Raw genomic sequence first — 23,150 nt, forward strand, 5'->3', positions numbered from 1 at the left:
CCGCCACCCTGCCGCGTGACCGTGCGCGCGAGCGACGCGCGGGGACACGTGGCCCCCACTCCTCAGGAGCCCCACGTGTCCCTGCGCGTCGCCATGCTCAGCGTCCACACCTCCCCGCTCCACCAGCCCGGGACGGGGGACGCCGGCGGGATGAACGTCTACATGGTCGAGCTGTCCCGCGCCCTGGCCGAACAGGGCGCGGAAGTCGACCTGTTCACCCGCTGCCGGGGCGAGGGCGTGCCCCCGCTCGTCGAACTCGCCCCGGGCGTCCGGGTCCGTCATCTGCACGCCGGGCCGCGCGAGGCGCTGCCCAAGGAGGCCATGCCGGATCTCGTGGTGCCGTTCTCGCTCGCCCTGCTCAAGGAGGAGCGGCGGTACGACCTGGTCCACTCGCACTACTGGCTCTCCGGGCAGGCGGGCCGGATCGTCTCGGTGGGCTGGCGGATCCCGCTGGTGCACACCGCCCACACCCTGGCCCGGGTGAAGAACGCCTCGCTCGCCGCCGGTGACACCCCCGAGCCGGAGCTCAGGATCCGGGGCGAGCGCCAGGTGGTGGGCGCCGCCGACCGGCTGATCGCCAACACGGCCGACGAGGCGGAGGCGCTGCGTTCGCTGTACGGGGCGGAGGGGCCGCGCACCGAGGTCGTACGCCCCGGGGTCGACCTGCGGACCTTCCACCCGGGGGACGGCCGGGCGGCCGCGCGGGCCCGGCTCGGGCTTCCCCTGGACGCGTTCGTGCCGCTCTACGCGGGCCGGATACAGCCGCTGAAGGGCCCGGACGTGCTCGTACGGGCGGTCGCCGAGCTGCTGCGGGAGTCACCGGACCTGCGCCGCCGGCTGCTCGTGCCGGTGGTCGGCGGGCATTCGGGCGCGAGCCGTGAGGGGTCGGTCCGGCAGCTCGCCGGGGAGCTGGGGGTGACCGATGTGCTGCGGCCCTGCCCGCCCGTACCGCAGGAGCGGCTCGTGGACTGGTACCGGGCGGCGGACGTCCTCGTGGTGCCCTCGCGCAGCGAGTCCTTCGGTCTGGTGGCCCTGGAGGCGCAGGCCTGTGGGACGCCGGTGCTCGCGGCGGCGGTGGGCGGGCTCCCGACGGCGGTGTGGGACGGGGTGACGGGGCTGCTCGTGCGCGGTCACGATCCACTGGAGTACGCGCGCCGGCTGCGCTGGCTCGCGGCGCGCCCGGAGGTGGCGGAGACGATGGGGGAGGCGGCGGTGGCCCATGCGCGGGGGATGAGCTGGCGTGCGTCGGCCGTCCGGACGGTGGAGGTGTACCGGGGGGCGCTGGGGCCAGGAGTGGGGCAGGGGCGGCGGCACGCCCCTGCCCCGGCGGCCCCTCTCTCCTGGAGGAACGAGAAGGCCGTGGCGGAAGTCTAGCATCTCTTTTGGTTCGACCAAAGATATGCAGGACTCCGGATCGCTCAATTCCGTTGCCGGGAAGGCGTATTGACGCATCCACGCCATGGCGGGTCCACGCAGAGACAAACTCTGGATCGGGTTCCGGGGCAGGGACAGAATGGAGATGTCTTCAGGGGAACACCCGGCGGCACGGGAGCCCCGAAGACGGAATTCACATTCCAACTCCTGGAGGAATCATGTCTGCTGAGCACGCCACGGGGATGCGCAAGATCGTCCGTCAGTTCGCCCTCGCCGCGGCCGGCTGTCTCGCCGTCGCCGGCGGTGCGGCACTGGCGACGGCCCCCGGCGCGGTCTCGGCCCCCCAGTACGTGGTGGCCGACGGAGCGTCCGACGGGACGACCGCCGAGCCCACCCCGACCCCCACGCCGTCCCCGTCCAACGGAAACGAGTGGAACAAGGTCAGCCCGGCGCCGACAGCTGCCAATTGAGTCGCCGGGTATAGCGGGTACAGGGAAAAGGCTCCGCGGTCACCCTTCACGGGTGACCGCGGAGCCTTTTCCCGTCGGCCGAAGCCGGCCGGAACGGAATTCGCCGAGCGGTCCCGGCCGAACGGTCTCAACCCGGCCGTCCCGGCCGAACGGTCTCAGTCGACCCAGCCGAGCCGATGGGCCCGCACACCGGCCTCGAACCGGCTCGTCGCGCCCAGCTCCTGCATCAGCTCCGACAGCATGCGGCTCACCGTCCGCAGCGACACCCCGAGCCCCCGCGCGATCTTCTCGTCCTTCATCCCCGAGGCGAGCATCGTCAGCGCCGCCCGCTGCTGCTCCGAGAGCCCGTCACCGCCCTGCTCCGGCGTCGTGCCGTCCCCGTACGGCGACGCGGTGTGCCAGCAGTGCTCGTACAGCGCGAGGTACGAGCGGACCAGGGCCGGACCGCGGGCCAGCACCGCACCCGCCACCGGCTCCGCCGGATCGACCGGCACCATCGCGAACTGCTCGTCGGCGATGATCATCGTCATGGGGACGGCGGGGGCGATCCGCACCTCCACACCCGTCTCGACCCGGCGCCGCAGCAGCTCCGCCACCTCGGGCGTGGAGACGACCCGCTCGCTGTACATGGCGCGGACCCGCACCCCGTTCTCGATCTGCCGCCGGTCCCGGCTCAGTACGCGCTCCGCCACCTCGCGGACCAGCGACGTCGGGTGCATCGACACCAGGCTGTGCTGGATGACGTCCGTGATGTCCTCCAGGACCTGCTGGATCCTGCGGTAGTCGCCGAGGAGCTCCACGTCGGCGTCCGACCGCGTGAGGGAACCGGTCCGCAGGAACGCCCCCGCCAGGGTCTCCAGAGTGCCGTACGCGCGGTCCGCCTCGTCGAGGTGCTCGCGCAGCTGCTCGCGCTCCCGGTGCAGCACCCGCAGCAGCGCTATCTCCGGGTCGATCACCGCGACCGTGTCGTCGTCCTGCCACGCGCCGCCCCCGCCCTCCCGGAGCTCCGCGCGGGCGCCGTGCTGCGCGGGATTGGTCGACACGATGAGCCCGAGGTCCGCCAGCTCGTTCCTACATCGCTCGTGCTCCTCGGGCGAGAGACGGAGATGGGCGCCGACCTCGCCGAGGCTCGACACCCCGCGCCTGCGCAGCTCCTGATAGAGCTTCACCACGGCATCGGATGCCTCCGAGCACGCGGATCCGTTCTCCGTACCCCTGCCGCCGCCGGTGGTGACCAAGGCGAAGTGACCCCCTGTTCCCTCGAGTCGCGCCGCCGTCACCCTGTCACACGGCTGGGCGGCCGTCCGTCGTGCCGGTCCGACCGATCCGGCATCCATCCTGCGTCATCCGAACTCCCCGCCACTTCCCGCAGGTTCCCGCCGGTCCCGCCCTCACGCCCCCCGCTCGGCCGCCTCGCCGTCCAGCAGGCCGAGCCGGGACGCCTTCACCCCCGCCTCGAAGCGACTCGCCGCCCCCAGCTCCTGCATCACCTCGGAGAGCAGCCGGCTCACGGTCCGCAGGGAGACCCCCAGACTGCGGGCGATCTGTTCGTCCTTGATGCCGGAGGCGAGCATGAGCAGCGCCGCCCGCTGCTGCTCGGAGAGGCCGTCGCCGCCCTTCTCCGCGGCCTCCTCCTCGCCGTACGGGGCGGCGGCGGACCAGCAGTACTCGTACAGGGCGAGGTAGGAGCGGACGAGGCCGGGGCCGCGCGCGAGGATCGCGGGGGAGGACGGGTCGTGCGGATCGGTCGGCAGGAGGGCGAAGTTCTCGTCGGCGAGGACCATGCTCATCGGTACGACGGAGGCGAACCGGATCTCCACGCCCAGCGCGGCCCGCTCCTCCAGGTGTTGTGCCGTCTCCGGCACCGAGGCGGCCCGCCGGCTGTACATCGCCCGGACCCGGACCCCGCGGTCGGCCCAACGGCGGTCCAGGGCCAGTTCGTCCGGCAGCTCCTCGCGGCGGACGGAACCGGTGTGCATGAAGTGCACGGCCGTCCGGACCGAGTCCGTCAGGTCCGTGAGGCTGCGCCGTATCCGCCCGCGGTCGTCGACGATCTCGACCTCGATCTCCCCGCGCGGCGTGGCTCCGGCCCGCAGGAACGGTCCGGCGAGGGCCTCCAGGGCGGTGTGCGCGCGGCTGGTGGCGGCGAGGCGCTCCTGGAGCCGGTCGCGTTCCTGGCGCAGGAGCCGCAGCAGGGCGACATCGGGCTCGACGACGGCGATGCCGGGGGCGTCGGGGCCGGCGTCCGGGCCCATGTCCGTGGTGGGGACGGTCAGTCCTAAGGAGGCGAGTTCGTCACGACAGCGCTCCCGCTCGTCGGCGGAGAGCTCCAGGCGGTCCGCGACCCGGTCGAAGTCCGCCCCGGGACGGGAGCGGAGCTCCTGGTACACGGCGAGAGCCTGTTGGCTGCCCGTACGGGCCACGGCGGCGTTCCTGGACACGGCGCAGCAGACTCCCCCCGGATCCCACCTGGATCCTGTCGAATCGCCCCGCCAGACCCTGCCACACATTCGAACGGCACGCACGGAGTTGACCACGACTCAAGGACGGCTCACGGGCAGCCGGGGCGGGCCGGACCGCGGGGTCAGACGGCGGTGACCCCGGCCGCGCAGTCGGGGCACAGGCCCTTGAACACGATCTCGGCGTCCTCGACCCGCCACTCCGGCAGCGCGCCCCGGGGCGGCTTCGGCGAGGCCGCGTCGACGTTCTCCACCCGGCCGCAGGCGACGCACAGCGCGTGCTGGTGCGTCGGACCGGAGATCTCGAAGACGGCGGGAAGGCCGGGCCGGTCGAACTTGCTGACCAGGCCGGTCTCCTGGAAGTGCCGCAGCATCTCGTACACGGCCTGGCTGGTCAGCGTGCCGAGCCGCTCGCGGGCGGTCGTGGTGATCGCCTCGACGTCGAGATGGCCGCCGGCGGCGAGCACCGTGAGCACCTCGAGGCGCGGGCCCGTGACCCGCAGCCCGACGTCGCGCAGGCGCTGGATCACCGCCTCGCGGCCCGTCAGCTCTTCCACGACTGCCATCTCTCCGCCCGCCACCTGGTCGGCTCAAACTTTTGTCGGCATCTTACCTCTTGCTCGTCAACCTCGGCAGGCGCTCTTCAGCCGTCCGGAGGCCGGCCGTCCGGAGGTCAACCGGCCGGAGGTCAACCGTCCGCCCCTCGGCCGGTCGGTCGGTCACCCGTCCGCCCGTCAGCCGTCCGTCCTGCACACGAGCAGGACGGACTCGGTGCGCTCGTCGATGCGGTGCCGCCGCCGGCCCTCGATGTGCAGGCCCGCCGCGTGCAGCTCGGCGGCGAGCCGCTCGGGCTCCACGATCCACTTGTCGGTGGTCAGCACGACCCGCTCCGTGGAGAGCTTGCCGGTCCGCGCCGTGTAGTACGTGATCCGCTCGCTCATCGACGGCAGGTCGAAGACCTGCCGGGCCACCACCCACTCGTCGATGCCGTCGAAGCGGGGCACCTGGAAGGCCCAGGTCCGCCGGGGCTCCGCGATCAGCCCGGGCAGCTGGTGCGCGGTGTAGTCGAGGGCGAGCGCCCCGCCCGTCTCCAGGTGGGAGGCGACCTCCCGCAGCAGCTCGGGCCGCCGCGCCGGGGGTACGGCGGTGACCATCGCGCCCGCGAGCAGCGCGAGCCGGTAGCTGCCGTCGAGGCGGAGTTCGGTGAGGTCCGTCCGGTGGGTGACGACGAGCCCGGCCACCTGCGGACCGATCCGGCGGGCCCAGCCGTCGAGGCGCTCGAGGGCCGGGGCGTCCCGGTCCACGGCTTCCACGGCGAAGCCGTGCCGGGCGAACGGGACGGCGAGCCGCCCGGCGCCGGAGCCGAGGTCCAGGACGGGTCCGCCGGTGGAGCGGGCGAGGCTGAGGTACCGGACGATGTCCGCGCTGTGCGGGCCGAGCAGGGCGTCGTGCAGCCAGACGGAGCCCTCGTCGGCGGGGGAGACGGATTCGAGCCCGGGGAGGGTGTCCGAGGTGACCCGGACGCCGGCCCCGGGGGCGGACTCCCGCTCCCGGCCGTACCGGGACGGCAGGACCGGCGCGAGCGCTGCGGGCACGACGGGCAGGGAAGTGCCGCTCGGTGTGTGCATCGCTCCTCCAGGAACTCGCTCGGTCCATGCCGTCCGGACGAGGTACCCGTGCCGCCGGGACCGCGCCGCTGGACCCATCCTGACCTGGTGGGGGAGCCCCGATCCACCGGATCGGGCTGCGTGAACACGCGATGGCGTGGATCTGCCACGGCACCGCGGGCGCCGCTGCGGGAGGCTCCCGGTGCCGCCGCGGGAGGCCGCGGTGTCGCCGCGGGAGGCCCTGGTACCGCTACGGGAGGCTTCTGCTCCACCGCGTGGGGGTCAGGGGGCCGAAGCCCAGGTGGGTGTAGAACGGCTCCGCCGGATCCCGCTCCGCCGGGAGTTCCACGCGCTGGGCCCGGGCGCCGTAGTTCCGCATCCGGTCCGTGGCCGCGGTGAGCAGGGCCGTACCCACGCCCCGGCGGCGGGAGGCGGGCGCGACGGCCAGGGCGTACACCTCGCCCTCGCCCGGGACCGGGACGCCGCCCGCGGCGACGCCGACGACCGTGCCGTCCGCGTCGGTCGCGACGAGCCAGCCGAGCCAGCCGGGGGCTCCTCCCGGAATTTCAATTTCCGCTCGTATGCGGGGGAGCGCGCATTGGGCGGAGATGAGCCGCCGCATCGGGATTTCGTCGAGGATTCCGGCGTAGCTGCTCCGAATGACGTCGGCGAGCAGCCTGGATATCGTCGTCACATCGCCGGCCGCGGCCGTCCGAACGCCAGCCAGCTGCATTGGTTTTGTACCCTTCGACGTGCCGAGCCAGATCCCCCAACATACCCACGATAGCGGTGAATTCAGTTGTCCGTGACCGATGCGAAATCTACGAATTCGCTTAGTAAATAAGGCGGTTCGGCGGGGCGGGCGGCGAGGCGGGTCAATTAACCGGGGAACGAACAGCAGGCGATGATCAGGGGGGTCATCGCGAGCCCCGCCGCCGCGATCGTCAGCAGCCCCCGGAGAGCGGGGTGCCCCGCGCTGTACGGGGTGAGGATGCGCCGCATCCGCAGCGCCGCCGAAGGACCGCCCGCGGCGAACGCGGACCGGGGGGCCCGACCCGACGCCAGCGCGTACAGCGCCGTGGCCAGCGCGTCCCGCGTGCACCGGCGCAACGCCCGGTCGTCCGCGGCCATTTCGAGCAGCAGCGGTACGGCCGCCCCGCCGTGCCGCGCCAGCGGGAGGAACGGGAAGACGGCCGCGAAGGCCTCCGTCGCCGCGACGAGCAGATGGTGCCGCCCCGTGATGTGCGCCCGCTCGTGCGCGAGCGCCGCCGCCAGCTGGGCCGGGGTCAGGGTGTGGACCGCGCCCGAGGAGACGACGACCCGGCGCGAGCGGCCGGGCAGGCAGTACACGGCGGGGCGTTCGTCGTCGAGGACGGTGGCCCGCAGCGCGGGGTCGTACCGCCCCACGAGCCGCAGCACCCCCGCGTGCCGCAGCCGCGCCCGCCGGGCCCCGAACAGCCGGCGGGCGTACGCGGCGGCGGGCACCGAGAGGTAGGCGAGGGAGAGCGACAGGGCGAACCGCTCGCGCCCGTCGAGGGCGAGGAGCTGGGCGGGGGCGGGCGGCCGGAGCGTGAGCATCATGTCCGCGAGACGGTGGCTGCTCTCGCTCGCCAGGACCATCTGCGCGGGCAGCAGGGCGGACGCGACCGCGAAGACGGCGCCGCACGCGGCCCACACGCCGAGCGCGAGCCGGGGCACCTGCTGCGCCCAGCGCGCCCTGGCCACCAGTAACGGCAGGAGGAAACCGGTCAGCGCGACCAGTCCGAGCGGCACGAGGACGTGGTGGTTCACACGCCGCTCCCGCCGGGCCGCGGGTCCTGGTCGCCGCGGGCGGCGCGCAGGGCCGCGTCGAGGGCGTCCACGTCCTCGTCCGAGATGACCTCGACGAACCGCAGCAGGGCGGCGGGGCGGTCCTGGCTGTCGCCGAGGGCGTCCCGCATGAGTCCCGCGGTGTACTCCTCGCGGCTGCGGACGGGTTCGTACAGCCAGGCACGGCCGGCCTTCTCCCGGCGGAGCCAGCCCTTGCGGTGCAGGATGTCCGCCACCGTCATCACGGTCGTGTAGGCGACCCGGCGTCCCCGGTTGATGTCGTCGACGATCTCGCGGACCGTGGCGGGCCGCTGCCAGGCCCACAGCCGGTCCATGATCTCGGCCTCCAGCTCTCCCAGCCTGCGCACGTGCGTCCCCTCCCCCTGTGGGCGGCTCATCGTACGGGCCGGTCACCCTGCCGAAGTATACCCCCCAGGGGTACGCTGGCGGGATGTCGACCCTCATGAAGAACGGCCCCTGCGCGAAGGCCTGCGACTCCGGCCCGGCCGGATCGGTGGAGCTGGTGCTCCTCTGCCGGCTGCTCGGCCTCTGTCTCCGGCTGAGCCTCACCCTGTCCGCCGACTGCCCGTCGCCCAAGGGCGGTTGACACCGCCGAAGGGCCCCTCGCGGGGCCCTTCGGTCCGACTCCGTCACAGGCGCCCTACGTCCGGATGAGCCGGGCGATGGCCTTGGACGCCTCGCCCACCTTCTCCTTCGCCCGGTCCCCGCCCTGGGCGATGGCCTCCGTGACGCAGCAGCTCAGGTGCTCGTCGAGCAGGGCCACCGCGCAGGACTGGAGCGCCGCGTTGATGGCGGAGACCTGGGTGAGGACGTCGATGCAGTAGACGTCCTCGTCGACCATCCGCTGCACCCCCCTGACCTGGCCCTCGATGCGCCGCAGGCGTCTGATGATGTCTTCCTTGTGCGGTCCGTAACCGGCCACGGCGGGCTCCTCGGAGATTGGCGGGGAAGGGCGGGTCGTCGGCGGTCAGCGGTCGGCGGCCTGGAAGCCCCGCAGGCGCAGGCTGTTGCCGACCACGAAGACCGAGGAGAAGGCCATGGCCGCGCCCGCGATCATCGGGTTGAGCAGTCCGGCCGCGGCGAGCGGCAGGGCCGCCACGTTGTAGGCGAAGGCCCAGAAGAGGTTCGAGCGGATCGTGCCGAGCGTCCTGCGGGAGAGCCGGATCGCGTCGGCCGCGGCCCGCAGGTCCCCGCGGACGAGCGTCAGGTCGCCGGCCTCGATGGCGGCGTCCGTGCCCGTCCCCATCGCAAGACCCAGATCGGCCTGGGCGAGCGCGGCGGCGTCGTTGACACCGTCCCCGACCATCGCGACCGAACGGCCCTCCGCCTGCAGCCTCTTGACGACGTCGACCTTGTCCTGCGGCATGACCTCCGCGATGACCTCGTCGATGCCGACCTCGGCGGCGACGGACTCCGCGACCGCCTTGTTGTCACCGGTCAGCAGGATCGGGGTCAGCCCGAGCGCCCGCAGCCGCCTGATGGCCTCGGGGCTGGTCTCCTTGACGGCGTCGGCGACCTCCAGGACCGCACGGGCCTCCCCGTCCCAGGCGACCGCGATGGCGGTCCTGCCGGCCGTCTCCGCCGCGTCCTTGGCGGACTTCAGCGACTTCGGCAGCTCCATCGCCCACTCGTCGAGCAGCTTCTCGCGGCCGACGAGGACGGCGTGGCCCTCGACGACGCCCTGCACGCCGAGACCGGGGATGTTGGCGAAGTCCTCGGGCGTCGGCAGCGTGCCCACCCTGGCCGCGGCGCCGATGGCGACGGCCTGCGCGATGGGGTGCTCCGAGGAGTGCTCCAGGGCGCCCGCGAGCCGCAGCACGTCGGTCTCGTCCGTGCCGGCGGCGGTGTGGACCTTGATGAGGGTCATCCGGCCGGTGGTCACGGTGCCGGTCTTGTCGAGGACGATCGTGTCGACCTTGCGGGTGGTCTCCAGGACCTCGGGGCCCTTGATGAGGATGCCGAGCTGGGCGCCGCGGCCCGTGCCGACCATGAGGGCGGTCGGGGTGGCGAGGCCCAGGGCGCAGGGGCAGGCGATGATCAGGACGGCGACGGCGGCGGTGAACGCGGCGGTGAGTCCCTGCCCGGTGCCGAGCCAGAAGCCGAGGGTGCCGAGCGCGAGCGCGATGACGATCGGCACGAAGACGGCGGAGATCCTGTCGGCGAGGCGCTGCGCGGCGGCCTTGCCGTTCTGCGCGTCCTCGACGAGCTTCGCCATCCGGGCGAGCTGGGTGTCGGCGCCGACGCGGGTGGCCTCGACGACGAGCCGGCCGCCGGCGTTCAGGGTGGCGCCGGTGACGGAGTCGCCGACGGAGACCTCGACCGGGACGGACTCGCCGGTCAGCATGGAGGCGTCGACGGCGGACGAGCCCTCGACGACGGTGCCGTCGGTGGCGATCTTCTCGCCGGGGCGGACCAGGAAGCGGTCCCCGACGGCGAGTTCGGCGGTGGGTACGGTGACCTCGCGGCCGCCCCGCAGGACGGTGACCTCCTTGGCGCCCAGCTGCATCAGCGCCTTGAGCGCGGCGCCCGCCTTGCGCTTCGAACGGGCCTCGAAGTAGCGGCCGGCCAGGATGAAGGCGGTGACGCCGGCCGCGGCCTCCAGGTAGATGTTCCCGGCGCCGTCACCGCGGGCGATGGTGAACTCGAACGGGTGGGTCATCCCCGGCGTACCGGCCGTACCGAAGAACAGCGCCCACAGCGACCAGAGGAACGCGGCGATCGTGCCGACCGAGATCAGCGTGTCCATCGTCGCCGCGCCGTGCTTGGCGTTCGTCCAGGCGGCCCGGTGGAACGGCCAGGCCGCGTACACGACGACCGGCGCGGCGAGCGTGAGGCTCAGCCACTGCCAGTACTCGATCTGCAGCGCCGGGACCATCGCCATCGCGATGACAGGGACGGCGAGCGCCACGGCGGTGACCAGCCGCTGCTTGAGGGGCCGCAGCTCCTCGTCGGCCTTCTCCTCGTCGGAGGGGCCGTCCTGGCCGCCGGGGGTCTCGCTCTTCGGGGGCGCGGGCTCGGCGGCGGTGTAGCCGGTGGCCTCGACGGTGGCGATGAGGTCGGCGACGTCGATGTCGGCGCCGAAGGTGACCTTCGCCTTCTCGGTGGCGTAGTTGACGGTGGCCTCGACCCCGTCCATGCGGTTGAGCTTCTTCTCGATGCGGGCCGCGCACGAGGCGCAGGTCATGCCGCCGATGGCGAGCTCGACCTGGGCCGTGCCCGGTGTCGTCGTTGTCATGAGGTCTGCTCTCCTCTTTTGAGGGCTCGGTTCGCCTCCGGGGCGCTCAGGCCGGGCTCGCAGGGCCGACCGTGCTCGCCTCCCCCGTTCCTCGGGAGGCTCCGCGCGCTCGTCCCTGTTCCCCCGGCCGCGTCCCTTCGGCCCACTCGCCGGTAGCGGCGGCCGCGCCGAGGTGGCTCGGGTCAGGGTTCGGGGGCCGGGGCCCGGGCTTGGCGGGCGGGCCCCGGCGGCCGAGGTGGTGTCTTGATCAGGCGTGGCGGCCGGTGAGCTCGTAGCCCGCGTCGTCGACGGCCGCGGCGATCGCGGCGTCGTCGGGCTCGCCGCCCGTGGTCACGGTCACCAGGCCGCCGGCGACGTCGACGTCCACGGAGATGACGCCGTCGAGCGCGCCGACGGACTTGGTGACCGCGGTCTTGCAGTGGCCGCAGGTCATGCCGGAGACGGCGTAGACCGTGACGGTGCTGTCGGCGACCGCGACGGCGGTGGTCTCCGTGGTCGAGCAGCTGTTGTCGGGGGTGCAGCAGGAGCCCATGGCTTCCTCCTCGGTCGGTTCCACTTCACCGATACCCTCGGGGGGTATTCGGTCGTGGGTCCATATATACCCCCCGGTGGTATCACACGCAAGTAGTCCTCCGACTTGACTTGATACCCCCTAGGGGTATGGTGAGGTGCAGTGAACGGTTACCCACGCCACCCACGTACGGGAGAGCAGCCATGAACACCGGAGTGAAGATCACTGCCTTTGCCGCCGCGCTCGCCGCGACCTTCGGGACCGCGTACGGGGTCGGCAAGGGGGTCGGCCCCGTCGAGGAGCCGAAGAAGGCCGAGCACGGCGACCACGCGACCGCGCCCGCCCCTTCGGGGAGCGCGGCGGCCGACGGCCACGCCGGCCACGAGGAGGGCGCCACCACCGGCACCCCCGCCGCGGACCTCCCCGGCGGCCTCCAGATCTCCCAGGAGGGCTACACGCTGGCCATGGAGACCCCGACGCCCACCACCGGCAGGAGCGTCCTGAAGTTCTCCATCAAGGACGCGGCCGGCAGGAAGGTCACCGCCTTCACCACCGAGCACGGCAAGGAGCTGCACTTCATCGTCGCCTCGCGCGACCTCGGCACCTTCCGGCACCTGCACCCCGTGAAGGCCGCGGACGGCACCTGGACGACCCCCGTCGACCTCCCCGCCGCCGGCGGCTACAAGGCCTTCGCGGACTTCAGGCCCGCCGCGCCCGGGGCGAAGGGCATCACGCTCGGCGCCGACCTCGCGGTCCCCGGCGCGTACGCGCCGAAGCCCCTGCCCGCCGCGAACCGGACCGCGACCGTCGACGGCTACCAGGTCCGGCTCGGCGGCACCCTGAACCCGGGCAGGGCGGGTGAGCTCCGGCTCACCGTCACCAAGGGCGGAAAGCCGGTCACCGACCTGGAGCCGTACCTCGGCGCGTACGGACACCTCGTCGCCCTCCGCTCCGGCGACCTCGCCTACCTCCACGTGCACCCGAACGAGGGCGGCCCCGGCCCGGACGTCTCCTTCACGGCGACGGCACCCAGCCCCGGCGCGTACCGTCTGTTCCTCGACTTCCAGCACGAGGGCAAGGTCAGGACGGCGGCCTTCACGGTCACCGCGGGCGGAACCGGGAAGCCCCTTCCCGCGGCCGATGAGGCCACGCACGGTGCGGGAGGGCATTCGCACGGCTAGGCTGGCCATTGGACTAGACCTGTAGCCGTCATTCATGGAGGAATGGGCTCGATGAGCAACCGTGCAGTCCTTGAGGTGATCGCCCTCGACGAGCAGGACGCGGTCGCCGCCCAGACCGGCGGCGCCGACCGGCTCGAACTCGTCACCGACATGGCGGCGGACGGGCTCACCCCGTCCCGGACCGGCTTCGCCGCCATCCGCGCCGCCGTCGACATCCCGCTGCGCGTGATGCTCCGCCTCACCGACGGATTCGCGGCCGGTGACGTCGACGCCCTGGTGGGGAGGGCCCTCGAACTCCGCGAGGCGGGCGCCGACGAGTTCGTCCTCGGTTTCCTCACTCCGGACGGCGAGCCCGACCTGGTGGCCGTCGAGCGGCTCATCGCCGTCCTCGACGGCTGCCGCTGGACCTTCCACCGGGCGATCGACCGCGCCGCCGACCGCGACGGGCTCCGCAAGCGGCTCGCCGACCTGCCCGGCCTCGACACCTACCTCACGGCCGGCGCCCCCACCGGCGTCGACGACGGCATCGCCACCCTCAAGGCCGAGGCCGCCCGCACCGGTGAACCCGGTTACGAGGCCCGGATCCTCGTCGGCGGCGGCCTCCGCCTCGACCACCTCCCCGAACTCCGCGCGGCGGGCCTCGACGCCTTCCACATCGGCGGCGCGGCCCGCCCGCAGGGCTGGACGGCCCCGGTCTCGGCGGACGCGGTACGGACCTGGCGCGAGGCGGTCGACGCGTAGCCACCGCTTTCCGGCGGCGCCGCACGGACCTGGTCGTACGGGCCTGGGCCGCGCGGGCTCGGGTCCGCGCGAACCCGGCCGTACGGGCCCGGCGTCACGCGAAACTCGGTCCTATGGGCCCGGCCTCACTGACCTGGCGCCGAGCGGCACCCGGCGTCGCGGCGAAAACGCGTGGCCCCCGGTCCGCCGCTGTCGCTAGCCTGCCCCGCATGGCAGCCACCCCCATGCAACCCGGCGAACTCGACATCGACACCGAGCTCGTCGAACGGCTCGTCGCCGGGCGGTTCCCCGAGTGGGCCGGCCTCCCGGTGCGGGCCGTGGCCTCCGCCGGTACGGACAACGCGATGTTCCGGCTCGGCGACGACCTCGTCGTACGGCTGCCCCGCGTCCCGTACGCGGCGCGCCACGTCGAGAAGGAGCAGCGCTGGCTGCCCCTGCTCGCCCCGCACCTGCCGCTCGACGTCCCCGCCCCCGTCGGGCGGGCCGGGGCGAGCGCCGACTTCCCGCTGCCCTGGTCCGTCTACCGCTGGCTCGACGGCGCCGACGCGTACGACGCGCCGCTCACCGACCTCGCCCACGCGGCCGTCGCACTCGGCCGCTTCGGCGCCGCCCTGCGCGCCGTCGACGCGAGCGGCGGGCCCGCCTCCTTCCGGGGCGGCCCGGTCACCGACTGGGAGGACGGCAACCTGCCGGACGCGGTCCGCGGCCTCGCGGCCCGCGGCGACGTCGACGCCGAACTGGCCACCGCGGCCTGGGAGACCGTCCTGCGGCTCCCGCGGTGGGACGGCGCACCCGTCTGGGTCCACGGCGACCTGCTGCCGGGCAACCTGCTCGGCCGCGACGGCCGGCTCAGTGCCGTCATCGACTTCGGCGGCCTCGGCACCGGCGACCCGGCCTGCGACATGATGCCCGCCTGGACCCTGCTCACCGCCGGCACCCGGCCGCTGTTCCGCGAGGCCGCGCGGGCCGACGACGCGACCTGGGAGCGCGGGCGGGGCTGGGCCCTGGCCTGGGGCCTGGTGACCGAGGACTACTACCGCGACACGAACCCGGTGCTCGCCGCCGTCGCCCGTCGCACCCGCACCGAGGCCCTCGCGGAGTACGCCACGATCTGACGGGGTCAGCGGACGACGTCGAAGACGTTCAGCTGGATGCCGTTGGCGTACGCCTCGTGCTCGACGAGCTTCAGCTTCTGCGCGTCCTTGTCCGTGCCGCTGAACAGCCGCTTGCCCGCGCCGAGCAGCAGCGGGAAGACGAGCAGGTGGTACCGGTCGATCAGGCCGGCGTCCGAGAGGGCCCGGTTGAGGCTCGCGCTGCCGTGCATGATGATCGGCCCGCCCTCGGTCTCCTTCAGCGCGGCGACCTCGTCCAGGGAGCGCAGGATCGTGGTCTCGCCCCAGTTGTCGACCAGGTCGTCCTCGGTGAGGGTCGTGGACACCACGTACTTCGGCATCGCCTTGTAGAGGGCGAAGTCCTCCATGTCCGGCCACACCGCGCTGAAGGCCTCGTAGCTGGCCCGGCCGAGCAGCATCGCCCCGGCCTCCTCCTGCTCCCGGCCCTTGACGGCGTACGCCTCGGGAAGGAACTCGATGTCCTTGAAGGTCCACCCCGCGTTCCGGTAGTCGGACTCCCCGCCCGGGGCCTCCACGACGCCGTCGAGCGAGACGAAGGCGGAACTGATCAGGGTGCGCATCTGGGTTCTCCCGTGAGGTTCATGACTGGTGTTCAGCAGTAGCAACTATCACCTAGGACCGGACGCGCCGGCGAAACTCATCGGTCACGTGCACACCGATGCCAGCTGGCTCGGGACCGGAGCCGAGTGGACGATCGTCAGCCCGGACACCGCCCGGGTCAGGGCCACGTACAGGCGGCGCAGGCCCGTGCGTTCGTCCGGTTCGCCGTCGACGACCGCCGCCGGTTCGTCCAGGACCACGTAGTCGTACTCCAGGCCCTTCGCGAGCGTCGCCGGGACGAGGGTGAGCCGGGACTCGGCCGTCGTCTCCTCGCCGGGGGAGAGGTGTGCGAGACCGGCGGCCGCCAGCGCCTCCGCCAGCGGGGCGATCCGCGCGTCCGCCGCGATCAGGCCGACGGAACCCTCGTGGGCGAGGGCCTCGGCGCAGGCCGCGACCACGTCCGCGTCGAGCGTGTCCGGGCCCGTGGGGCGTACGGCGAGCGAACCGGGGTTCTCCCGGACCGACTCGACCGCCGCGAGCCCCGGCGACATGTGCGGAAGCAGCCGTGAGGCGTACGCGATCACCTCGCGCGGCACACGGAAACCGGCGGTCAGCTCCTCCACCACCGCCTCCGGCTTCCCCAGGTGTCCGAGGGCCTCCGCCCAGCTCGCCGTCGCCCACGGGGTGGTGCCCTGCGCCAGGTCGCCGAGGATCGTCGCCGAACCGGTCGTGCAGCGCCGTCCCACCGCCCGGTACTGCATCGGGGACAGGTCCTGCGCCTCGTCGAGGACCACGTGCCCGAGCGAGTGCGTCCGCTCCACCAGGTCCCGCGCCTCGTCGATGAGGACCGCGTCCGCCGCCGACCACTTCGCCGTCTTCACGCTCCGCGCCGGCTTCGTCCACAGCAGCAGCTTCTGCTCGTCCTCGGTGAGCAGCCCCTCGGCGTGCTCCGCGAGGAACTCCGGGTCCCCGAGCAGCCGGAGCACCAGCTTCTCGGGTTCCACCGGGGGCCAGCACTCCTTCACGACCGCCTTCACCGCCGGGTTCCGCGCGACCGCGTTCTGCACCCGGTCGTCGGGCGCCTCGCCCGCCTGCTCCATCCGGACGAGGACGGCGTGCGCGATGCGCTGCGGCAGCGCATCGCGGGCGGCCCCGTACCGGATGTCTCGGTCCATCAACTCCCGGACCATCTCCTCCAGTTCGTACGCGGGCACCCGCCAGCGGCGCGAGCCGCGCACCACCATCAGGGACTCCTTCGGCAGCGCGATGTGCGAACGCACCGCCCGGCGCAGCACCTCCGCCAGCCGGGCGTCGCCCTTGACGACCGCCGTCGCCGCCTCGTCCGTCCCCCGCACCTCGACGTGCGCGACGAGGTCGTCGACCGTCGCCTGCCTGACCTCCAGTTCGCCGAGCGCGGGGAGGACCTGCTCGATGTAGTGGAGGAAGGAACGGTTCGGCCCGATGACCAGGGTGCCGGTGCGGGCGAGCCGCTCCCGGTGCGCGTAGAGGAGGTAGGCGACGCGGTGCAGGCCCACGGCGGTCTTGCCGGTGCCGGGGCCTCCCTGCACGCACACGGTCCCGGACAGGTCGGAGCGGACGATCCCGTCCTGTTCCGGCTGGATCGTGGCGACGATGTCCCGCATCGGGCCGACGCGGGGCCGCTCGATCTCCGCCTGGAGCAGCCGGCTCGTCCGCTCCAGCTCCTCCGGGTCGGACAGGTGCTCGTCCTCGTACGCGGTGAGTTCCCCGCCCGTGTACCCGAAGCGGCGGCGGAGCCCGACGTCCTGCGGGTCCTTCTTCGACGCCTGGTAGTACGGCTGGGAGACCGGCGCGCGCCAGTCGATGACCATCGGGTCGCCGACGGCGTCGTGGACGTGCCGCCGCCCGATGTAGAAGCGCTGCCCCTCCTGCGTGGTGTGGAGGTAGTCGAGCCGCCCGAAGAACAGGGGGGTGTGGGAGAGGTCGGCGAGCGCCTTGATCCGGTCCTCGATCTGCCGCCCGAGGACGACCGAGTTGACCCAGTTCGCCGTGACGTTCGTGATGTCGAGCGCCTCGACGTCCTCGCGCATCGCGCGCAGGGCGGCGCGGGACGAGGCCAGATGGGCGCGCTCGCGCGCGAGCGGATCGTCGGAAACGGGCGCGGACACGGACACGGGAGCGGACACGGTGAAGCCTCCGGGCAGGTGGATACGCGGACACGACGAGGTGGCCGCCGGTTTCCGGCCGGGCGGCGGCTCTCCACGGAGGGAGGCGGGGAAGCTGGCGAGTGTAACTCCTGTGCGGGGACGGCCGCGAACGGATTCCCCCCATGTCCACCCCGTAGGGGACGGGGTCCGCCTCACGTCGGAGCCGGGCCGGGCCCCGGGTCACCCCCGAGAGCGATGTGTTCGGAATGTCCGGATTCCATCATGGAGGTATGACCGCGACGACGTTCACCTCCGTGACCACGATCCCCCGTCCCCGCGTCCGCCCGCTGAGCACGGCGTTCCGCGCGATCCGCGCCTTCGGCGGCGCGGCGGCCGGAGTCGTCCTCCTCGGCGACTACGGCCCGCCGGAGGCCGGGGTCAGGAACCCGCGCCCTGAGTACGCCCCCGGCCCCGACTGAGTACGAGAACGCCTGCCGGTGCCGCCGCCGCACCTGATGGGATCAGGACATGACGACGACGCCCACCCCGACCCCGGACGGGACCGCCCCGACCGCCCCGGCCCCGGACGGGACCGCCCCGACCGCCCCGTACACCTTCGGGCTGCGCCTCGCCGCCGCCTGCGGGCTGCTCTTCCTCCTCGCCTGCCTGGTGCTCACCGCCATGATCACCCTCGGTGACGCCATCGAGGGCGACGGCTCGGGCGGCGTCTTCATCACGGCCGGCTTCTGGTCCCCGGCCCTCGGCGCCGTCGCGGGCGTGGCGGCCCTGGTGGCACCCCGCCGCGCACTCGTCACCGCCCAGTACTGCCTGGGGGCAGCCGGCCCGCTCCTCGCCCTGCTGGACTGAAAGCCCAGGTCACGGCGCCAGCAGCTCGTCCGCGTCCACGATCCGGTACGCGTACCCCTGCTCGGCCAGGAACCGCTGGCGGTGCGCCGCGAAGTCCTGGTCGATGGTGTCCCGGGCGACCACCGAGTAGAAGTGCGCCTGGTGCCCGTCGGCCTTCGGCCGCAACACCCGGCCGAGGCGCTGCGCCTCCTCCTGCCGGGAGCCGAACGTGCCCGACACCTGGATCGCGACGGTCGCCTCCGGCAGGTCGATGGAGAAGTTCGCGACCTTCGACACCACGAGCACACTGATCTCGCCGGTGCGGAACGCGTCGAAGAGCTTCTCCCGCTGCGCGTTCGACGTCTCGCCCTTGATGACGGGGGCGTCCAGGTGCTCGCCGAGCTCGTCGAGCTGGTCGATGTACTGCCCGATGACGAGGATCTGCTGCCCCTCGAACCTCTTCACCAGGGCCTCGGTGACCTTCCGCTTCGTCGCCGTCGTCGCGCAGAAGCGGTACTTCTCCTCGGCCTCGGCGGTCGCGTACGCGAGCCGCTCCGAGTCGGTCAGGTTCACCCGGACCTCGACGCAGTCGGCGGGCGCGATGTACCCCTGCGCCTCGATCTCCTTCCACGGCGCGTCGAACCGCTTGGGCCCGATCAGCGAGAACACGTCGGACTCGCGTCCGTCCTCGCGCACGAGGGTCGCGGTGAGGCCGAGCCGCCGACGGGCCTGCAGGTCGGCGGTGAACTTGAAGACGGGCGCGGGCAGCAGGTGCACCTCGTCGTAGACGATGAGGCCCCAGTCGCGGGAGTCGAAGAGCTCCAGGTGCGGGTAGACGCCCTTCCGCCTGGTCGTGAGCACCTGGTAGGTGGCGATGGTGACCGGCCGGATCTCCTTCTTCGTACCGCTGTACTCGCCGATCTCGTCCTCGGTCAGCGAGGTCCGCTTCACCAGCTCGCTCTTCCACTGCCGGGCCGAGACGGTGTTGGTCACGAGAATGAGCGTGGTCGCCTTGGCCTGTGCCATGGCCCCCGCCCCGACCAGCGTCTTCCCCGCGCCGCAGGGCAGTACGACCACCCCGGAACCGCCGTGCCAGAACCCCTCGACGGCCTGCTTCTGGTACGGGCGCAGGGCCCAGCCGTCCTCGGCGAGGTCGATCCGGTGCGCCTCGCCGTCGACGTACCCGGCGAGGTCCTCGGCCGGCCAGCCCAGCTTGAGCAGCGTCTGCTTGATCTGCCCGCGCTCGGAGGGGTGCACGGCGACGGTGTCGGCGTCGATCCGCTCCCCGACCAGCGGCTGCACCTTCCGCGACCGCAGGATCTCCTCCAGGACGGGCCGGTCGGTGCTGGTCAGGACGAGCCCGTGGGTGGGGTGCTTGGACAGCGTGAGCCGCCCGTACCGGGCCATCGTCTCGGCGATGTCGACGAGCAGCGCGTGCGGTACGGGATAGCGGGAGTACTCGACGAGCGCGTCGACGACCTGCTCGGCGTCGTGCCCGGCGGCCCGCGCGTTCCACAGGCCGAGCGGCGTCAGCCGGTACGTGTGGATGTGCTCCGGGGCCCGCTCCAGCTCCGCGAACGGCGCGATGGCCCGCCGACAGGCGTCGGCGAGCTCGTGGTCGACCTCGAGGAGCAGGGTCTTGTCGCTTTGGACGATGAGCGGTCCACTCACGTGTGATCAGGTCCTTCCGGCACCCGGCCGTTCCCGTAACGGCCAATCCTCCAGTGTGCAGCATGGTTGCGCGTGCGGAGCGGGACGTGACACGCTCGTACGACAGCTGTATGACAGGTGTACGACGCGAGGTGAGATCCATGGCAGGACGCGCGGCGGAGACCGCCGGCACCCCCGCCCAGGTCAGGCTCTCCCGGCAGGACTGGGCGGACCTGCGGGAGACCATGGCGATACTGCGTCTGGAATCCACCTCCGACGCGTTGCGGGAAGCGATCCGGCTGCTCCACCGGGAGGCCCGCCAGATCGGGGCGGCGCGGAACATCGCCCGCTTCTACGGCGAGACCGGCGCCCCGGGTCCCCTGCTCGACGAGCTGGTGACCGAGGCGGACCTCGCCGCGGCCGACGCCGCGGAGTTCTGAGGGTGGCCGCGGCCCTTTCGATGCCGCCGCTGCGGGGGCAGGTGTGGGCCTGCGCCTTTCCGCAGCCGATCGGCCCCCACCCCGTGGTGGTGCTGACGGCGAACCGGATCTCGCGTCGCCTGGCCGGCATCACCGTCGCGCTGGTCACGGGCACGGCCGGGCCGGAGGAGACGCATGTCGCCGTGGGGCCGGAGAGCGGCCTGACGACGTACGCGGAGTCGTACGTCGACTGCACCGAGCTGCACACCGTCGGCAAGCCGCGCCTGCGCCGCATGCTCGGACTGCTCGCCCCCTCCGAACTCGCCGCCGTCGAGGGGCGGGTACGCGTGGTCCTTGAGCTGGACTGAGCCACCCGCCCGGCCCGTCCGCACCTGGCCAGGCGGCCAGGCGCCCACGCCCGGTCGTCCGCCAGGCCCACGCCCGGCCGTCCGCCCGGCCGTCTACACCTGGTCGTCCGCCAGCTCCGCCACCCCCGTGACGCGGTGCAGCGGATACGTGCGGACCTCGTCGGCCGTGTGGTCGTAGGCCGTCACGAAGCCGCCCTCCACACGCACCGGGGCGATGACCCGCTGGCTCGCCGCGCCCTCCGCGTTGACGTAGCCGATCCAGACGGCCGAGCCGGTCATCGCGGCGGCCTGGACGGTGGCGAGCGTCTCCGCGGCGGAGGTGCGGGGCAGGGCGCCCGCCGCCGTCGTCGCCGCCGGCTCCTTCCGTACCACCGTCGCCGCCCGGTCGCCCGCTCGGATCGCGCGTACCGCCGCGCCGAGAAGGACCGTGTCCGGCGCGGGCGGCCCGTCGGGGACCGGGACGGGAGCCGTACGCGCGGGCGTGCGGTACGCGTCGGCGCGGGCGATCAGGACGTCGCCCTCCGCGGACTCGGCGGCCGGCGCGTACCCCATCGACCGCAGCCCGTCGAGCAGCGACGCCGGGTCCGTCTGCGCCGCGAGGACCGTCGGCGCGATCCTCCGCAGGCCGAGCGAGGCCGAACGCCGGTCCGCCAGGATCTCGCCGAGGACCGCGTCGTCGTCGCAGCGCACGTACGCCGACGCCGCCCCCACCCGCAGGTGCCCGTGGCGTCTCGCCACGTCGTCCACGAGGTACGCCAGCGGCTGCGGCACCGGCGTACGGGAGTGCGCCTTCAGGAAGTCGTGCAGGTCCGAAGCCGTCCGCCCGGAGTCGAGCGCACGCCGCACGGACCCGGGCGTGAACCGGTAGACCGTGGCGCCACCCTTCGACTCCACGTCCGCGAGGACCGCGAGCGCGTCCGCCAGCGGACGCCGCAGCGGCCCCGGCGCGACCGCCGTCAGGTCCGCCTGGAGCAGGACGTGGTCGACGGCCTCGGGGAGCAGCGGCGCGAGGAGGGTCGCCGCCCGCCCCGCCGCCACCGACATCTCGACGCCGCCGCCCGGCGCCGTGGCCGTCGCGGCCTCCGCGAGGGGGAGGTTGAGCAGCGCCCGCGCCGGACCCGACAGGGCGCCCCGCCCCGTGAGCCCGAGCAGCTCCGCCTCCGCGAGCGTCCAGCGGGCCAGCCGCGACCGCAGGTCCGTGCCCTCGCCGGGCTGCGCCGCCGCACCCCGCAGCGGCCGCTCCCAGCGGAGCCGCGCGAACAGCGTCTCCGGGTCGACGGCCGCACCCGGCGGCAGCGTCGCCAGGAGCGCCAGGACCCGGTGCCGGACCTCGGGGGCCGACGCCCGGTCCAGGTCGGGGCCGAGAGCGGCGAGCGTACGGCCCTTCGCGTCCTGGCCGCCGACCAGGCCCGCCGTACGGGTCGCCGTCAGCCAGGGGGTGACGAGCCGCGCCCACCGTTCGGCGGGCGGCAGGTCCAGCCAGTCGTCGTACGCGGGCGTCGGCGCGTACCGCTCGTCCGCCTCGCCGTCCGAGGCGAGCAGCCCCGCCCCGTAACAGAGCTCCAGCCAGAACGCGGCCGTCTCCTCCGAGACGTCCAGGGCCGCCGCCGTCCGCTTGAGGTCCCGTACGGCGAGACCACCGGCCCGCAGCACCTGAGGGCCGCCCCGGTCCCAGGACTTGAGCAGCTCCTCGACCGTCGCGAGCGCCACGTGCGCCTGCCCGGCGGCGGCACTGTCCACCACCTGTGGACGGTACTCGCGCAGCACCCCGAGTTCCGGGGCCCGCGGCTCCGGCGACCGGTGCGCCCGCCCGCCCCGCAGATGCAGCGCCACCTCGCGCGGCAGCACCATCGTCCGGGCCGACACCGGAAGCAGCAGCCCCCGGTCGCGCAGCCAGCGCACCGGAGGCGCCGGATTCGCCGTCACCTCGCCGTACGGCGGACCCCACACCAGCCGGTCCAGGACGCCCAGCGCCTCCGGCGACGCCGAGTCGAGAAGCGAGCCCATCCGGTCCCGGTCCGTGAACAACGCCGTCAACGCCGCCACCGCCGACACCGGATCGTGCGTCGCGGGCAGCCCCGCCGCCGCGATGATCTCCTGCACCCGGCCCGGCGACATCCCCGACGTGGCCTCCGCGACCGTCGGCCCGAGCCCCGTCGGAGACGGATGCTGTGCGGACGGCGCGAGCAGCTCCCGAGCCGTCCGCACGAGCCGCAGCCGGTCGTCCTCGCCCCACACGAGCGCCTGCTCGCGCAGCAGCGCCACCGCGCCCGGCAGCGCCGCCTCGATCTCCGGATCGCCCTCGTCACCGGTGAGCAGGGAGAGGAGTACGGGGTACGGGGTCGGATCCGGGCCGACGGCGAGCGCCTCGGCGGTCTGGAGGGCGAACCGGTCGAGCCGCTCCAGGGCACGGACCACCGAACCCCGCGTACCGGCCCTGGTCGCCAGCTGCGTCAGGTCGTTCGGCACGGGACTCAACAGGTCCGGCCGGGCCCGCAGCAGCGCGGCGAGTCCCTCGTCACCCCGCGCGCGCAGCGCCTCCGCGAGTGTGCGGGGCGCCGCGGCGGCGCCAGTTACCTCGGGCACGTGCGCCTCCCGGTCGAGCTCACCGATCCCCATCCGGACCACGTTAGCCGCTGCGCAGGCGCTAACGTCGGGCC

At 73.5% G+C, this 23,150-nt stretch carries 24 protein-coding genes; 10 read left to right on the forward strand and 14 right to left on the reverse strand.

Going from position 1 to position 23,150, the window contains the following annotated elements; all coding sequences use genetic code 11:
• Positions 1-93 precede the first annotated feature (93 nt).
• Both mshA and ACFWUY_RS31060 read left to right on the forward strand, forming a co-directional pair.
• Complete coding sequence (gene mshA / locus ACFWUY_RS31055) at positions 94-1,374, forward strand: D-inositol-3-phosphate glycosyltransferase (RefSeq protein ID WP_384117520.1); 1,281 nt, start codon at positions 94-96, stop codon at positions 1,372-1,374.
• A gap of 218 nt (positions 1,375-1,592) precedes the next feature.
• Positions 1,593-1,844 (forward strand): hypothetical protein, encoded by a 252-nt coding sequence (locus ACFWUY_RS31060; RefSeq protein ID WP_384117406.1) that lies wholly within the window; start codon positions 1,593-1,595, stop codon positions 1,842-1,844.
• Positions 1,845-1,999: 155 nt separating this feature from the next.
• On the opposite strand, the gene ACFWUY_RS31065 is transcribed toward ACFWUY_RS31060, so the two are convergent.
• The 7 genes from ACFWUY_RS31065 to ACFWUY_RS31095 form a co-directional block, all read right to left on the reverse strand.
• Positions 2,000-3,013 carry a LuxR C-terminal-related transcriptional regulator gene (locus tag ACFWUY_RS31065; protein ID WP_384117409.1) on the reverse strand — a complete coding sequence of 338 codons (1,014 nt, stop codon included), beginning with the start codon at positions 3,011-3,013 and terminating at the stop codon, positions 2,000-2,002.
• A gap of 222 nt (positions 3,014-3,235) precedes the next feature.
• Positions 3,236-4,285 (reverse strand): LuxR C-terminal-related transcriptional regulator, encoded by a 1,050-nt coding sequence (locus tag ACFWUY_RS31070; protein WP_384117412.1) that lies wholly within the window; start codon positions 4,283-4,285, stop codon positions 3,236-3,238.
• Between the two features lie 143 nt (positions 4,286-4,428).
• Positions 4,429-4,869, reverse strand: a complete 441-nt coding sequence (locus ACFWUY_RS31075) for a Fur family transcriptional regulator (RefSeq protein WP_384117417.1) — start codon at positions 4,867-4,869, stop codon at positions 4,429-4,431.
• 168 nt (positions 4,870-5,037) lie between these two features.
• The gene (locus ACFWUY_RS31080; protein ID WP_384117421.1) at positions 5,038-5,931 is read right to left on the reverse strand and encodes an SAM-dependent methyltransferase; all 894 of its coding nucleotides are present in this window, start codon (positions 5,929-5,931) and stop codon (positions 5,038-5,040) included.
• A gap of 229 nt (positions 5,932-6,160) precedes the next feature.
• The gene (locus tag ACFWUY_RS31085; protein WP_384117425.1) at positions 6,161-6,604 is read right to left on the reverse strand and encodes a GNAT family N-acetyltransferase; all 444 of its coding nucleotides are present in this window, start codon (positions 6,602-6,604) and stop codon (positions 6,161-6,163) included.
• A gap of 185 nt (positions 6,605-6,789) precedes the next feature.
• The gene (locus tag ACFWUY_RS31090) at positions 6,790-7,701 is read right to left on the reverse strand and encodes a M56 family metallopeptidase (RefSeq protein ID WP_384117428.1); all 912 of its coding nucleotides are present in this window, start codon (positions 7,699-7,701) and stop codon (positions 6,790-6,792) included.
• Complete coding sequence (locus tag ACFWUY_RS31095) at positions 7,698-8,087, reverse strand: BlaI/MecI/CopY family transcriptional regulator (RefSeq protein ID WP_384117431.1); 390 nt, start codon at positions 8,085-8,087, stop codon at positions 7,698-7,700. The genes ACFWUY_RS31090 and ACFWUY_RS31095 overlap by 4 nt, the downstream gene beginning before the upstream one ends.
• A gap of 83 nt (positions 8,088-8,170) precedes the next feature.
• Here ACFWUY_RS31095 and ACFWUY_RS31100 point away from each other — a divergent pair, with 83 nt between their 5' ends.
• Positions 8,171-8,326, forward strand: coding sequence for a hypothetical protein (locus ACFWUY_RS31100; protein WP_384117434.1), 156 nt, complete (start codon positions 8,171-8,173; stop codon positions 8,324-8,326).
• A gap of 54 nt (positions 8,327-8,380) precedes the next feature.
• On the opposite strand, the gene ACFWUY_RS31105 is transcribed toward ACFWUY_RS31100, so the two are convergent.
• From ACFWUY_RS31105 to ACFWUY_RS31115, 3 genes are all read right to left on the reverse strand, one after another.
• Positions 8,381-8,662: a metal-sensitive transcriptional regulator gene (locus ACFWUY_RS31105; RefSeq protein WP_384117436.1), complete on the reverse strand. Its 282-nt coding sequence runs from the start codon at positions 8,660-8,662 to the stop codon at positions 8,381-8,383.
• 45 nt (positions 8,663-8,707) lie between these two features.
• Positions 8,708-10,975, reverse strand: coding sequence for a heavy metal translocating P-type ATPase (locus ACFWUY_RS31110; RefSeq protein WP_384117441.1), 2,268 nt, complete (start codon positions 10,973-10,975; stop codon positions 8,708-8,710).
• A 247-nt stretch (positions 10,976-11,222) separates the two neighbouring features.
• On the reverse strand, positions 11,223-11,507 hold the full coding sequence (locus ACFWUY_RS31115) for a cation transporter (protein WP_384117524.1): 285 nt from the start codon (positions 11,505-11,507) through the stop codon (positions 11,223-11,225).
• 182 nt (positions 11,508-11,689) lie between these two features.
• Here ACFWUY_RS31115 and ACFWUY_RS31120 point away from each other — a divergent pair, with 182 nt between their 5' ends.
• The 3 genes from ACFWUY_RS31120 to ACFWUY_RS31130 all read left to right on the forward strand — a co-directional run bounded on the left by ACFWUY_RS31120 (position 11,690) and on the right by ACFWUY_RS31130 (position 14,523).
• Complete coding sequence (locus tag ACFWUY_RS31120) at positions 11,690-12,667, forward strand: hypothetical protein (RefSeq protein ID WP_384117443.1); 978 nt, start codon at positions 11,690-11,692, stop codon at positions 12,665-12,667.
• Between the two features lie 51 nt (positions 12,668-12,718).
• Positions 12,719-13,408 (forward strand): copper homeostasis protein CutC, encoded by a 690-nt coding sequence (locus ACFWUY_RS31125; RefSeq protein ID WP_384117446.1) that lies wholly within the window; start codon positions 12,719-12,721, stop codon positions 13,406-13,408.
• A gap of 209 nt (positions 13,409-13,617) precedes the next feature.
• A complete protein-coding gene (locus ACFWUY_RS31130; RefSeq protein ID WP_384117449.1) occupies positions 13,618-14,523 on the forward strand; it encodes an aminoglycoside phosphotransferase family protein in 906 nt (301 codons plus the stop codon).
• A 5-nt stretch (positions 14,524-14,528) separates the two neighbouring features.
• On the opposite strand, the gene ACFWUY_RS31135 is transcribed toward ACFWUY_RS31130, so the two are convergent.
• Complete coding sequence (locus ACFWUY_RS31135) at positions 14,529-15,101, reverse strand: dihydrofolate reductase family protein (protein ID WP_384117452.1); 573 nt, start codon at positions 15,099-15,101, stop codon at positions 14,529-14,531.
• An 84-nt stretch (positions 15,102-15,185) separates the two neighbouring features.
• Positions 15,186-17,246 (reverse strand): HelD family protein, encoded by a 2,061-nt coding sequence (locus tag ACFWUY_RS31140; RefSeq protein WP_384117455.1) that lies wholly within the window; start codon positions 17,244-17,246, stop codon positions 15,186-15,188.
• 251 nt (positions 17,247-17,497) lie between these two features.
• Between ACFWUY_RS31140 and ACFWUY_RS31145 the strand changes: the two genes are divergently transcribed.
• Both ACFWUY_RS31145 and ACFWUY_RS31150 read left to right on the forward strand, forming a co-directional pair.
• Positions 17,498-17,686: a hypothetical protein gene (locus ACFWUY_RS31145; protein WP_384117458.1), complete on the forward strand. Its 189-nt coding sequence runs from the start codon at positions 17,498-17,500 to the stop codon at positions 17,684-17,686.
• Positions 17,687-17,735: 49 nt separating this feature from the next.
• Positions 17,736-18,074, forward strand: a complete 339-nt coding sequence (locus tag ACFWUY_RS31150) for a hypothetical protein (protein WP_384117461.1) — start codon at positions 17,736-17,738, stop codon at positions 18,072-18,074.
• A gap of 9 nt (positions 18,075-18,083) precedes the next feature.
• On the opposite strand, the gene ACFWUY_RS31155 is transcribed toward ACFWUY_RS31150, so the two are convergent.
• Positions 18,084-19,724 carry a DNA repair helicase XPB gene (locus ACFWUY_RS31155; RefSeq protein WP_384117464.1) on the reverse strand — a complete coding sequence of 547 codons (1,641 nt, stop codon included), beginning with the start codon at positions 19,722-19,724 and terminating at the stop codon, positions 18,084-18,086.
• Between the two features lie 140 nt (positions 19,725-19,864).
• Here ACFWUY_RS31155 and ACFWUY_RS31160 point away from each other — a divergent pair, with 140 nt between their 5' ends.
• Positions 19,865-20,143, forward strand: a complete 279-nt coding sequence (locus ACFWUY_RS31160; protein WP_384117467.1) for a hypothetical protein — start codon at positions 19,865-19,867, stop codon at positions 20,141-20,143.
• A gap of 2 nt (positions 20,144-20,145) precedes the next feature.
• Complete coding sequence (locus ACFWUY_RS31165; RefSeq protein WP_384117473.1) at positions 20,146-20,490, forward strand: type II toxin-antitoxin system PemK/MazF family toxin; 345 nt, start codon at positions 20,146-20,148, stop codon at positions 20,488-20,490.
• 93 nt (positions 20,491-20,583) lie between these two features.
• Here ACFWUY_RS31165 and ACFWUY_RS31170 read toward each other — a convergent pair whose 3' ends face one another.
• Positions 20,584-23,109: a helicase-associated domain-containing protein gene (locus ACFWUY_RS31170; RefSeq protein WP_384117476.1), complete on the reverse strand. Its 2,526-nt coding sequence runs from the start codon at positions 23,107-23,109 to the stop codon at positions 20,584-20,586.
• Positions 23,110-23,150: the final 41 nt, after the last annotated feature.

The organism is Streptomyces sp. NPDC058664, from assembly GCF_042716635.1.
GTDB lineage: Bacteria > Actinomycetota > Actinomycetes > Streptomycetales > Streptomycetaceae > Streptomyces.